The 12,261-nt window shown below is 73.8% G+C and carries 11 protein-coding genes; 5 read left to right on the top strand and 6 right to left on the bottom strand.

Going from position 1 to position 12,261, the window contains the following annotated elements:
- Positions 1-14 precede the first annotated feature (14 nt).
- Positions 15-677, bottom strand: a complete 663-nt coding sequence (locus AC5RWQ_RS14025) for a type 1 glutamine amidotransferase domain-containing protein (RefSeq protein WP_494283154.1) — start codon at positions 675-677, stop codon at positions 15-17.
- Between the two features lie 72 nt (positions 678-749).
- On the opposite strand from AC5RWQ_RS14025, the gene AC5RWQ_RS14030 reads away from it, so the two are divergent.
- A complete protein-coding gene (locus AC5RWQ_RS14030) occupies positions 750-1,634 on the top strand; it encodes a LysR family transcriptional regulator (RefSeq protein WP_494283155.1) in 885 nt (294 codons plus the stop codon).
- A 13-nt stretch (positions 1,635-1,647) separates the two neighbouring features.
- Here AC5RWQ_RS14030 and AC5RWQ_RS14035 read toward each other — a convergent pair whose 3' ends face one another.
- Positions 1,648-2,040, bottom strand: a complete 393-nt coding sequence (locus AC5RWQ_RS14035; protein ID WP_494283156.1) for a hypothetical protein — start codon at positions 2,038-2,040, stop codon at positions 1,648-1,650.
- A gap of 332 nt (positions 2,041-2,372) precedes the next feature.
- Between AC5RWQ_RS14035 and AC5RWQ_RS14040 the strand changes: the two genes are divergently transcribed.
- On the top strand, positions 2,373-4,772 hold the full coding sequence (locus AC5RWQ_RS14040; RefSeq protein ID WP_494283157.1) for a M4 family metallopeptidase: 2,400 nt from the start codon (positions 2,373-2,375) through the stop codon (positions 4,770-4,772).
- 115 nt (positions 4,773-4,887) lie between these two features.
- The gene (locus AC5RWQ_RS14045; protein ID WP_494283158.1) at positions 4,888-5,655 is read left to right on the top strand and encodes an enoyl-CoA hydratase/isomerase family protein; all 768 of its coding nucleotides are present in this window, start codon (positions 4,888-4,890) and stop codon (positions 5,653-5,655) included.
- Between the two features lie 73 nt (positions 5,656-5,728).
- Here the strand turns inward: AC5RWQ_RS14045 and AC5RWQ_RS14050 are convergent, their stop codons facing one another.
- The 4 genes from AC5RWQ_RS14050 to AC5RWQ_RS14065 all read right to left on the bottom strand — a co-directional run bounded on the left by AC5RWQ_RS14050 (position 5,729) and on the right by AC5RWQ_RS14065 (position 9,746).
- Positions 5,729-6,172 carry an HNH endonuclease gene (locus tag AC5RWQ_RS14050; protein ID WP_334483869.1) on the bottom strand — a complete coding sequence of 148 codons (444 nt, stop codon included), beginning with the start codon at positions 6,170-6,172 and terminating at the stop codon, positions 5,729-5,731.
- A 223-nt stretch (positions 6,173-6,395) separates the two neighbouring features.
- Entirely contained in the window at positions 6,396-7,559 is a 1,164-nt protein-coding gene (locus AC5RWQ_RS14055; protein WP_494283159.1) for a hypothetical protein, read from the bottom strand.
- Positions 7,560-7,687: 128 nt separating this feature from the next.
- The gene (locus AC5RWQ_RS14060) at positions 7,688-9,214 is read right to left on the bottom strand and encodes an FAD-dependent oxidoreductase (RefSeq protein ID WP_494283160.1); all 1,527 of its coding nucleotides are present in this window, start codon (positions 9,212-9,214) and stop codon (positions 7,688-7,690) included.
- A gap of 40 nt (positions 9,215-9,254) precedes the next feature.
- The gene (locus AC5RWQ_RS14065; protein ID WP_494283161.1) at positions 9,255-9,746 is read right to left on the bottom strand and encodes an MSMEG_6728 family protein; all 492 of its coding nucleotides are present in this window, start codon (positions 9,744-9,746) and stop codon (positions 9,255-9,257) included.
- Between the two features lie 100 nt (positions 9,747-9,846).
- On the opposite strand from AC5RWQ_RS14065, the gene AC5RWQ_RS14070 reads away from it, so the two are divergent.
- The gene (locus AC5RWQ_RS14070) at positions 9,847-11,646 is read left to right on the top strand and encodes a potassium channel family protein (RefSeq protein ID WP_494283162.1); all 1,800 of its coding nucleotides are present in this window, start codon (positions 9,847-9,849) and stop codon (positions 11,644-11,646) included.
- Between the two features lie 127 nt (positions 11,647-11,773).
- Entirely contained in the window at positions 11,774-12,238 is a 465-nt protein-coding gene (locus AC5RWQ_RS14075; protein ID WP_494283163.1) for a hypothetical protein, read from the top strand.
- The last annotated feature ends 23 nt before the right edge of the window (positions 12,239-12,261 follow it).

The following is a 12,261-nucleotide window of genomic DNA, read 5'->3' on the forward strand; positions in this document are numbered from 1 at the left end:
AAGGAGAACGGCTGTCAGCGCGACTGGACGGCCTGCACGACGGCCTCCGCCATGGCCCGGGCCGACTGCGGGTTCTGGCCGGTGACCAGGCGGCCGTCGGTGACCACCTGCTCGGTGAAGTTCGGCGCCGGGACGTGGGTGGCGCCGGCGGCGGTCAGCTTGTCGGCGAGCAGGAAGGGGACCGCGTCGGTGAGGCCGACGGCGTTCTCCTCGTCGTTGGTGAAGCCGGCCACCCGCTTGCCCGCCACCAGATGCGAACCGTCGGAGAGCTTCAGGTTCACCAGCGCCGCCGGGCCGTGGCAGACCGCGGAGACCACGCCGCCGCGCTCGTAGATCGACGCGGCGATCCGAGCCAGGTCCGGGTTGTCCGGGAAGTCCCACATCGCGCCGTGGCCCCCCGCGTACACGATCACGTCGTAGCCGGTCGGGTCGACGTCCGCGGCCTTCGGGGTGTTCGCCACGTCGGCGGTGGCCAGGAAGTCGTTCTGGGTCTTGTCGTTCTCGTCCCGGCCGTCCAGCGGCGGCTGGCCGCCGGCGACCGAGACCAGGTCGACGTCCCAGCCGGCGCCCCGGAAGACCTCCCACGGCTCGGCGGCCTCGCCGACGTAGAAGCCGGTCTCCCGGCCGGTGTCGCCGAGCTGGCGGTGGCTGGTCAGAGCGATGAGTGCACGTGTCATGCCGACCATGCTGGCTCGCGAATCCATAGCTGACCAATAGGCGAATGACACACCGGCGATAGGTTTGCTGATGTGAAGGTGTCGCTGGACCTGCTCCGCAGCTTCCTGGCCGTGCACCGGTCCGGATCGATCACGGCCGCGGCCGAACTGCTCGGGCTGGCCCAGCCGACGGTCACCGCCCAGCTCCGTTCGCTGGAGGAGGCGGTCGGCCGGCCGCTCTTCGACCGGGTCCCCCGGGGTGTCGTGCCCACCCCGGCCGGCGACGAGCTGGCCCGCCGGGTCGCGGAGCCGCTGGACCGGCTCGACGCCGTGCTCGCCGACGACTCGGCCACCCCGTACCCCCGGACGGTCTTCCTCGGCGGGCCGGCCGAGTTCCTCGCGGAGCTGGCCCTGCCGGCGGTGGCCGGGCTGGTCGCGGAGGGGCTGGAGCTGCGGGTCTCCGCCGGCCTGCCCGACCAGCTCCTCGACGACGTCGTGGCCGGCCGGCTCGACCTGGCGGTCAGCAGCGTCCGGCCCCGTCGGCGCGGGCTCACCGCCGAACCGCTCTACGACGAGGAGTTCGCGCTGGTGGCCGCGCCCGGGTGGGCCGAGCGGCTGCCCGAGCCGGTCACCGCAGCGGTGCTGCGGGACGTCCCGCTGGTGGCGTACGCGGAGGAGGCGCCGATCCTGCGGCGCTGGTGGCGCACGGTCTTCGACACCCGGCTGACCCGTGCGCCCAGCCTGGTGGTGGCCGACCTGCGCGCGGTCCGGGCGGCGGTGCTCGCCGGGGCCGGGGTGAGCGTGCTGCCGACGTACCTCTGTCGGGGTGAGCTGGCCGCCGGCGCCCTGCGCCCGCTGCTCACCCCGGCGGTGCCGCCGCTGAACACCCTCTTCCTCACCGCCCGGCCGGGGGTGGCCGGGCGGCGGGAGGTACAGGCGGTACGCCGGGCCCTGCGGGCGGCGGCGGCCGGCTGGTAGCCGGGCGGTCGGCTCAGCCGCCGGTGGCCCGGGTCAGCAGCTCGACCGCGGCGCGGGTCGCCGGCGGGCGGGCGGCGTCCGAGGGGCAGTCGACGTAGAACGACCTCGTCGCGCCGACGGTGAGCTGGTACTCGTAGGCGTCCCGGCACACGGTCGACGCGGTGGGCCGGGTCGCCTCGGCAGCGAGTCGGGGGTCGGCGACCAGGGAGCGGAGCTGGTCGAGCTGGGCCGGGGTCAGCCGCCCGCTGCCCCGGGCCCCGTCACCGGTGACGGTCCAGCGGCCGTCCGGCTCGACGGTGACCGTCCGGGTCTGCCCGGCGAAGCCGCCGGTGCGGTTCAGCACCACCCGGGGGAGCGTCGTGCCCGTGGTGGGCGGCGCGCCGGTCGTCGCGGGGGCCGAGGTCACGCCGCCCGGGGTGCTGCTCGCCGGGGTGGAACCGGGGGACGCGGTGGCCCCGGTGGCCGAGGCGGACGGCGACAACCCAGGTGACGCCGGGTCGGTCGCTGAGCAGCCGGTCAGCAGGGCGGCAGCGACCATGATCTTGACAGCGGCAGGGGCGGGTGATCTCATGCCGATCGGACGTGCATCGACGCCGCCGGGTTCCCTCACCAGGGCTCCTCCTCCGTTCGGCCAGTGTCGAGGGCTGGAAGCGCTCCACCCCTTCTCTTTTCCGCGGTGTATCGCTATATCTACATGCGTGACTACCCCCGTCACAACTTCCCTTGTCAGGAGGGCACGTGAAAAGAACCCTCGCCGCCGTCAGCGCAGCTCTGCTCACCAGCGGGGTGCTGACCTGCGTCGCCACCGCAGCGCAAGCGGCCCCCACCGCCCCCGCCCCGGACACCTCACCCGCAGCTCGTGCCGAAAGCCTGCTCCGTAGCAACCCCGGCGCCGTCCAGGGCGCCAGCGGAGAGTCGTACCAGGCCGTCCGTACGAAGGTGGACGCCAACGGAGCGGCGCACACCCGCTACACCCGCACCTACAAGGGCCTCCGCGTCTACGGTGGTGACTTCGTCATCCACACGGCGCCCAACGGCAGCTACGCCGGCACCTCCGTCGGCCTCGCCGCCCCGCTCACCCTCGGCACCGGCGCCAAGATCTCCTCGGCGGCGGCCAGCGCGACCGCGCGCAAGACGTTCTCCGGCAGCCTCACCACCGTGGGCGCCCCGGAGCTCTTCGTCGACGCCAGCTCCGGCCGGGGCCGCCTCGCCTGGGAGACCGTCGCCTCCGGCTGGAAGGCCGACAAGCAGACCCCGTCGAAGCTGCACGTCATCACCGACGCCGCCACCGGCCGGGTGATCGGCTCGTACGACGAGATCGAGAGTGTCGCCGGCACCGGCAACAGCATCTACTCCGGCACGGTCAGCATCGACACGACGCTCTCCGGCAGCACGTACCAGATGGTCGACCCGTCGCACGGCAACAACTCCACCTGCGACATGAACAACGGCACGTCGACCTGCACCACGTTCACCGACGCCGACAACACCTGGGGCAACGGCACCACCTCCAACCGGCAGTCGGCCGGTGTGGACGCCCACTTCGGCGCCGCCAAGACGTTCGACTACTACAAGAACGTGCACGGCCGCAACGGCATCTTCGGCAACGGCACCGGCGTGCCGAGCCGGGTGCACTACGGCAGCAACTACGTCAACGCCTTCTGGGACGGCTCCCGGATGACCTACGGCGACGGCTCCAGCAACGCCAAGCCGCTGGTCTCCCTCGACGTGGCCGGCCACGAGATGAGCCACGGCGTCACCGAGAACGTGGTGCCGGGCGGCCTGACCTACTCCGGCGAGTCCGGCGGCCTCAACGAGGCCACCAGCGACATCTTCGGCACGATGGTCGAGTTCTACGCCAACACCACCGCCGACCCGGGTGACTACCAGATCGGCGAGAAGATCAACATCAACGGCAACGGCACGCCGCTGCGCTACATGTACAACCCCTCGCTGGACGGCTCGTCCGACAGCTGCTGGACCACCAGCACCAAGAACAAGGACGTGCACTACTCGTCCGGCCCGGCCAACCACTTCTACTTCAACCTCGCCGAGGGCACCGGCTCCACCGCGTACGGCACCTCGCCGGTCTGCGGCTCCGCCCCGGCGGTGGTCGGCATCGGTCGCGCCAAGGCCGAGAAGATCTGGTTCCGCGCCCTGGACGTGTACTTCACCTCCAACACCTCGTACGTCAACACCACCACCCCGTCGAACACCGCCCGGGCCTACAGCCTGCGGGCGGCGACCGACCTGTACGGCAACTGCTCCACCGAGTACAAGGCCGTCCAGGCGGCGTGGACCGCGGTCGCCGTCTCCGGCAGCGACGCGCCCTGCACGTCGACCGGGAACGACTTCTCCGTCTCGCTCTCCCCGACCTCCGGCTCGGTGACCGCGGGCGGTTCGGTCTCCACCACCGTCGCCACCGCCACCACCAGCGGCACCGCGCAGACCGTGACGTTCTCCGCGTCCGGCCTGCCGACCGGCGCGTCCGCGTCGTTCAACCCCACCTCGGTGACCTCGGGCGGCTCGTCCACCCTCACCATCGCCACCTCGGCGAGCACCCCGGCCGGCACCTACACGGTGACCGTCACCGGCGCCGGCGCGGTGAGCCACTCGGCCAGCTACACGCTGACCGTGAACGGCACCGGCGGCGGCTGCACCGGCGCCGGCCAGAAGCTCGGTAACCCCGGCTTCGAGTCCGGCAACACGGTCTGGGCCTCCACCTCCGGCGTCATCGGCCAGTACGGCGGCAGTGGCCAGCCGACCCACGGCGGCACCTGGAACGCCTGGCTGGACGGGTACGGCAGCACCCACACCGACACGCTCTCCCAGTCGGTGAGCCTGCCGGCCGGCTGCACCTCGTACAACTTCAGCTTCTGGCTGCACATCGACACGTCGGAGACCACCACCAGCATCGCGTACGACACCCTCAAGGTGCAGGTGCTCAACTCCTCCGGGACGGTGCTGGCGACCCTGGCGACCTACTCGAACCTGAACAAGGCCACCGGGTACACCCAGCGGTCGTTCTCGCTGGCCTCGTACGCCGGCCAGACCGTCACCCTGAAGTTCAGCGGCGTCGAGGACTCCTCGCTCCAGACGTCCTTCGTGATCGACGACACCGCGGTCAACGTCTCCTGACCTGACCTCGCCGTCGGCGGGCCCGGCGGCCACCCCTCGCGGGTGGTCGTCGGGCCCGCGCCGTTATGGTCGCCGGGACGGGTCCCGGCACGCGGCGGCCCCGCGGAGAGGGGTGGTGGCGGTGCCGGACGCCGAGCTGACCGTCGAGGTGACCGGCGCCGTGGCGACGGTGACGATCCGCCATCCCGGGCGGCGCAACGCGATGACGCCGGCCATGTGGCGGCAGCTCCCGGGTCTGCTGGACGGCCTGGAGGCCGACCCCGCGGTGCGGGTCCTCGTGCTCACCGGCGCGGACGGCGCGTTCTGCGCCGGCGCCGACCTGGGTGACCTCGACGAGCTGCTGGACGCCGGCGACCGGAGCATCGCGGTCGCCGCCGAGGAGCGGCTCGCCGCCTTCGCCAAGCCGACCATCGCGGCGATCCAGGGCCCCTGCGTCGGCGGCGGCTGCCAGCTCGCGGTCGCCTGCGACCTGCGGATCGCCGCCCCCGATGCCCGGTTCGGCGTACCCCCGGCCCGGCTCGGCCTGGTCTACCCGGCGCCGACCACCCGGCGGCTGACCCGGCTGGTCGGCCCGTCCACCGCGAAGTTCCTGCTCTTCACCGCCGAGCTGATCGACGCCGAGCGGGCGTTGCGGGTGGGGCTGGTCGACGAGGTGGTCGACGACCTCGCCGCTAGGGTGGACGCGGTCACCGCCGCCATCGCCCAGCGCTCCCAGCTGAGCGTCGCGGCGGCCAAGGAGATCGTCGACGACCGGGCCAACAGCACCCGGATCGCCTGGTGGCACTCCAAGGCGCGGTCCAGCGGCGAGGCCCGCGAGGGGGTGGCGGCGTTCCACGAGCGCCGGTCGCCGCGCTTCACCTGGTCGCCGTCCGGCCGGAACTGACGGCTCGGGGCCGGCGGGCGCCGCGCCGGGGCGTACCCCCGACACGGCCCCCTGTGCCCGCCGGCCGGTCTCGTCACCGCCCGGCGAACGCGGCCCAGCTCGGCACGACCGGCTCGCGGCGCAGCGGCATGCCCGCCTCGGCCGGCGTCCGGTCGCCCTTGCGCTGGTTGCAGGCGTAGCAGGCGGCGGTGGTGTTCCGCCAGGTGTTCCGGCCGCCGCGCGAGCGGGGCAGGACGTGGTCGACGGTGCTGGCCGGCCCGCCGCAGTACGCGCAGCAGCGGGCGTCGCGGCGCAGCACGCCGGCCCGGGACCAGGCCGGCCCGGCGCTGAACCGCCAGCGGGTCACGACGTACCGGACGAGGCGGACCACCCGGGGGACCGGGAAGACGCCGATCACCTGGTCCGGCTCGGCCTCGTGGATCTCCGCGACCCGGCGGCACAGCATCCGGATGGCGTGCTGGACGGTGACCCGGTGCAGCGGGCCGAGGTCGGCGTTGATGACGAGGACGGCGTCCACCGGGCTCTCCCTTCACGATCGGCGGCGGAGCGGGCCGGACAGCGAAAAGCCGCCCGGTCCACGGTGGGACGGGCGGCTGAGGCGCGTGCGGACACGCGTCAGTCGGGCCACCTGTCCCGGGGACCTTCGGCTCGGTGACCGCCGCTGGGCAGCGTCGACGGCACACGGGTGGCGTGCGCGTTCGTCATGCTGAACTCCCGATCCGGCGGTTGACCTTGCGCGATCACGGTAGGTCGGCGGGGGAGAGAGGGGCAACGTATTTCGATCCGCCCTCGATCCGGCCCGGGTGCCGTTGCCGGCGGGTGCGGCCGGCGGCCCGGGCGGCGGTGAGGGGCCGGTTGATCCGGCCGGTCATCCGGGAGACGAGTTCGCTGTCCAGCAGCGGCCGGTTGACCTCGGCGGCGACCGTGAGGGCCGGTCCGGAGACCGAGCGCCAGATGGCGGTCAGCCCGGCGCCGAGGCCGAGCAGGGCCACTGCGGCCCGGGTAATGGGCGAGCCGGCCGCCGCGGCGGCGCTCACCCCGACCACCGCCACCAGCACCACCAGCAGGGGTACGAGCACCGGCCAGAAGACGCCCCGGGCGGCCTGCACCACCAGCTTCCGGTCCCGGATGATCAGGTTCCGGGCGATCACGGCCCAGTCCTCCTCGTCGAGCAGGTCCCGGGGGTGCAGCCCGCCGGTGAGCACACCGCGCCACAGGTCGCCCTGGTTGCGCAGCTCCCGGGCAAGTTCGGCGGTGTCGGCCTCGGCCGGGTCACCGACCCGGGCCCGGGTGGCCGCGTCCGCCCACGCCAGCAGGGACCGGCGCACCACCGCCGAGGAGTACGGCGGGAGCACGCTGGCCAGCTCGTCCAGCCACCGGCTGATCTCGATCTGCCGGCCGCCGAAGCGATGCACGAGCTGGTCGGCGTCGCCGTGCCGGACGGTGTCGGCGAGGGACCGGCCCAGCCGGTACGCCAGCCCGACCCGGTGGTTGGTGGCCATCGCCCAGCGCAGCACGTCGATGTTGAGCGCGTCCAGGGCGAGCAGCAGCGGCTCGCCGGCGGTCTCGGCGCGGGCGGCGGCCAGCGACGGACCGGGCCGGCGGGTGTCGGTCAGCTCGGCGATCTGGTTGAGGGCCACCTCGGCCCCGTCGAGGTACATCCGCATCCGGTCGCGGCCGGACATCTCGGTGAGGTTGGAGAGTTTCGCGGGCGGGGCGGCGGCCGGATCGTCGACGCCGGTCAGGTCGGCGGTCTGCGCGTGGTGGTACGCGTCGGCCATCCACCAGCCGAGGCGCAGCGCGGTGCCGATGCAGGCCCGTTCGTCGCGGAGCAGCCCGTACGCGTCGTCGCGGCCGTTCTCCTCGGCGGGGCCGGCGTTCACGCCGGCCCGGTGCGCTGCCACCCTCCCGACCTCCCGTGCCGGCCGTGCGCCGGCGTCGATCGACGTCAGTCGAGCGTAGATCAGGATTTGGTGCGAAAAGGGGCGAATAAGCCGATTGCCGCGCCTCGGGCGGGTGCGCAGGGAATCCCTCAGCGGCGCGCCAGCAGCCCCCGCGGGCGGATCGAGCGGACCGGCTCGGCCGCCGCGCCCGCACCCCGCAGGATGTGGTTCGCGGCGATGATCCCGGTCGCGGCCGACCGTTCCATCAGGGCGCTGGGGAACTCCGTGGAGATGCCGTCCCCGGCCAGGTAGAGGCCGCGGGCATCGGTGCGTATTCCCGGACGGCCGGCGTGACTACCCGGCGTGAACGCCGGGGCCTGCGCCTCGACCCGGGCGCGCAGCTCGCGCACCCGCAGCCCGGCCACCTCCGGCCAGAGCGCGGTCAGCTCGACCCGCATCCGCTCGGCCAGCTCCTCGGCCGGCACGTCCGGCTCGCAGGCGTACGCGTGCAGCTCCACCACCGCGCCGCCGGTCCGCTCCGCCCAGCGGCGGGACTCGTTCTCCAGCCGGTGGTAGAGGGTCACCGAGTCCAGGGTGGGCTGCCGGGACACCCCGCTGAACACCGCCCGGTCGGCGCGCACGTCCCCGCCCAGCCAGTAGCGCGCCACCGCGTACGGCGGGCCGGCCTGCCCGAACGCGGGCATCGCCGCCACCAGCCGGGGCGCCGCCGCGACCAGGCCGGGCGAGGCGGCCACCAGCGCGGCCAACGCCGGCGGGTCGACGGCCAGCACCACGTGACCGGCGTCGTACGACGTGCCGTCCGCGACGGTCACCCGCCAGCCGTCCGGGCTCCGGTCCAGCCGGGTCGCGGCGGCGCCGGTGACCACCCGGCCGCCGTGCTTCTCCACGTGCCGGGTCAGCGGCTGCCAGATCGCGGTCGCGTAGTCCTCGTCCGGGCAGTCGAAGGCCAGCCCCTCCGGGTTGCCGAGCAGGTAGAAGTGGAACTGGGCGATCATCTCGGCGGCCGACATCTCCGCCTCGTGGTTGAAGAACGAGTGCGAGAAGACCTCGAAGAGCATCGCCCGGGCCCGGTCCGGCAGGCGCAACGAGGTGAGCAGCTCGTCGGCGGTGGTGTGGTCGAACTCGGCGTAGGTGCGCACCGGGTCGTAGCTGAGCAGCGGCAGGGCCGCGTCCCGGTCCATCCCGCGCAGGTCCGCCAGGCGCAGGCTGGGGCTGCGCAGCAGCAGCGCGAGCAGGTTCGCCGGCGCTGCGGGCGGCAGCTTGCCGAACTCCTCGGTCGGCCACCGCTCGCTCAGGATCGGATAGCCGGGGATCGGCTTGAGGAAGCCCAGCCCCGGGTCGACCCGGCGCAGGACGGACCGCCAGTTGTAGTACTGCCGGAAGAACGCGTGGAAACCGTGCTCGTTCTGCTGGCTGCCGTCGGGCAGCTGCTCCGGCCAGGCGCCGAGCCGGCCACCCAGGGTCGGCGCGGCCTCCAGCACCGTCACGTCCACCCCGCGCTCGGCGAGCACCACCGCCGCCGACATGCCGGCGATACCGCCGCCGACCACCACCGCCGTGACCGGGCGCGGCACGCGGGGGGCACCGCCGCCGCCCGGGTCCACCTCGTGCTCGCGTACGCCGATGAGCCGACCCAACAGTTGCGACAGCGCCATGTGCACCTTCCCGCCCGCCCGAGTCCCCAGTCTGCCCGGCTCAGCCGTCGGACGGCAGCAGGCAGCGCCGATCCCGGTCCGAGGCCGGCCAGACGTACTCCAGGTCGGGCGGGAGCTCGCCGAAGCGGGGCCGGTAGTGCTCCGGGTCCTTGCGCAGCAGCGACGAGCGGTGGCTCAGGTGCAGGTCCTCCTGACCCAGCCAGGGCGGCAGCTCACCGGCCCCGGCCAGCTCGGCCTGGGTACGGATCGCGGTGATGCCGCACGCGGCGGCGAGGTCCGTGGCCATGGTCGCCGCGCAGGTGTCGGCCCGGCCCGGCTCCGACCAGACCGCGCACATGTCCAGCCCGTACCGGGTCAGCGCCTCCTCGTAGCCGGCCCACATCTTCACCGCCGGGTGGTTGCGCCAGCCGTAGTTCGGCCGGGTCAGCCCGCGCAGCACCTGGATGGTCTCCACCCGCTGCTTGCCCAGCCGCTTCTGGTCGAGCACCCGCGCGCTCGCCAGGAAGTCCGGGTACGGGAGGAAGGTCTGCATGCCGGTGCTCTACCCGCCGCCGGCCCGGACATGCCGGTACGCCCGACGTTCATGATCACGGGGGCTGCGCCCGGTGCGACCGGCTGACTACCATCCGGTCATGGCCGAACCCCTGCGCGACCGCGCCCGGCGCGCGACGGGCTGGCGGCTGCGGATGAACGGCGAGACCCGCCCGCACTACGTGGTCTGCGGCAACGACCCGCTGGCGTACTGGGTGGTCCGGGCGCTGCTCGGCACCGAGCTGCCGTACGGCCGGATCCGGATCACCCTGGTCGTGCCGGAGCGCCGCCGCTCCGAGGGCCCGGACGGCCGCGACCTGGACGGCATCCAGGTGGTCCGCGCCGACCGGCTCGACGAGGCCACCTTTCGCCGGGCCGGGCTGGCCGGTGCCGACGGGCTGGCCCTGCTGCACCAGGACGACGTGGGCAACATGCACGCCGCGCTCTGCGCCCAGGAGGTCGAGCCGCGGCTGCGCCTGGTGGTCCGGATGTTCAACACCAGCCTCGCCAACGGGCTGCGCCAGCTCTTCCCCGACTCGGCGGTCCTGTCGGACGCCTCGATGGCCGCCCCGGCGTTCGTCGCCGCGGCGCTCGGCGAGGTCGCTCCCACCCACTTCCGGCACGGCGGTCGCACCCTCTACGTGGCCCGCCGCGACGACGTACGCCCGGTGGACGTGGTCAGCGGCCTGGCCGTGACGACCGACCCCGACCTGGTCCGGGTGCTGCCCGCCGACGAGGCCGCCGCCGACGTGGTGCTCGCCGAGGCGACCGGGCAGCCGGTCGGCACCGAGCTGGCCGCCCGCCGACTGGTCCGGGCCCGCCGCCGGCGGCAGCCGCTGGCCGTGCTGCTCCGCGCGGTCCGCAGCTTCGCCACCCGCAAGATCGGCATCGCGGTCCTCCTGCTGCTGGCGGTGATCGCCGTGCTCGGCTGGCTCAACGGCCGGGCGGCGCACGTCAGCTGGGCCGAGGCGCTCTACCTCACCCTGGTCACCACGCTCAGCGGGCAGGACCCGGATGTCGGCAAGCCGGCCGCCGCGCAGATCATGCAGGTGGTGCTCAACCTCGCCGGGCTGGCGCTGATCCCGCTGATCACCGCCGTGGTCGTCGACGGCATCGTCAACGCCCGGCTGGCCCTGCACTCCGGGCGGATTCAGCCGGTCCGCGCCGGGCACGTGGTGGTGGTCGGGCTGGGCAACATCGGCACCCGGGTGATGGCGCAGTTGCGCGACTTCGGCGTCGAGGTGGTGGTGATCGACCGGAACCCCGAGGCCCGGGGCGCGGCGCTGGCCCGCCGGCTGGGCGTGCCGCTCATCGTCGGCGACGCGGCCCGGGAGGAGACGCTGCGGTCGGCCTCGGTGGAGCACTGCCAGGCGCTGGTGGTGGTCTCCACCGACGACGGGGTCAACCTGCGGGCCGCGCTGAACGCGCGGGCGCTCAACGCCGAGGTGCGGGTGGTGCTGCGGCTCTTCGACGGCGACTTCGCCGAGCGGATCCAGAAGGCGTTCGGCATCGGCATCTCGCGCAGCGTGTCGTACCTGGCCGCGCCCTCGTTCGCGGTGGCGCTGCTGGACCGCGCGGTGATCGCCACCATCCCGGTCGACCGGCACGCGCTGTTGGTGGTGGAGGTGCCGGTGGCTGCGGGTGCCCCGCTGGACGGCCGTCCACTCGCCTCGGTGGCCCGCCCCGGAGAGGTGCGCCTGCTCGCGCACACCCGGTCGGGGCAGAAGACCGACTGGAAGACCGACCCGCGGATGGTGATCTCGGCGGGGGACCGGCTGACCGTGGTGGCCCGCCGGGCCGGGCTCGCGGGGCTGCTGCGCGAGTCCACCCCGCCGCCGCCGGCGGTTTCGTCCCCGCCTGCCTCCCCGGCTGCGCCGGTGCCCCGGGAGGGCCAGGACTGAATCCGGCACCGAGTAGTCTCTCGCCGTGCTTGGTGGAGGCTTGGGACGTCGGATCCGGGAGCGGCAGCGCCCCGCGCGGGCGGGCGCCCTCCCGTCGTGGCTGCGGGTGCGCCCGCCGTGGTGGGCGGTGGTCGCCGTGCTGGTGGTCGCCGCCGGCGGGCTGGCATGGACGCTGTGGCCGGCCGACGCGCCGCCGCCGCGCCAGCGCGAGTACCGGGCGGAGACGGCGTGCCTGCTGACCGGCGAGAAGGGTGTCGCGGAGTCGGAGGCGGCACCGGTCTGGGCCGGGATGCAGGAGGCGTCCGTGACCACCCACGTCAAGATCCAGTATCTCGAGGTGAACGGCCCGCAGACGGCGGAGAATGCCGAGACGTACCTGGCGAGCCTGGTCCAGAGCAGGTGTGATCTTATTCTCAGCGCGGGTCCGGCACCGGTGGGCGCATTGCGGGCCGGAGCGGCAAGATTCCCAACTGTCCACTTCGTGGGTATCAATGGTGGAAGCGCCGCAAGTAACGTGTCCGTTGTGGAAGCAAAAAGCCCGCAAGTCGCGCAGCAGAAGGCCCGCGAACTGATCTCCGGGCTCGCCTCCTGAGGCGGAGCTTCTTTCAGCTTCCT

This window comes from Micromonospora sp. BS32, assembly GCF_059089345.1.

Coding starts and splice junctions, on each gene's coding strand:
- AC5RWQ_RS14025 (WP_494283154.1), bottom strand. CDS start 677: ATGACACGTGCACTCATCGCTCTGACCAGCCACCGCCAGCTCGGCGAC.
- AC5RWQ_RS14060 (WP_494283160.1), bottom strand. CDS start 9,214: ATGGCGCTGTCGCAACTGTTGGGTCGGCTCATCGGCGTACGCGAGCAC.
- AC5RWQ_RS14065 (WP_494283161.1), bottom strand. CDS start 9,746: ATGCAGACCTTCCTCCCGTACCCGGACTTCCTGGCGAGCGCGCGGGTG.
- AC5RWQ_RS14070 (WP_494283162.1), top strand. CDS start 9,847: ATGGCCGAACCCCTGCGCGACCGCGCCCGGCGCGCGACGGGCTGGCGG.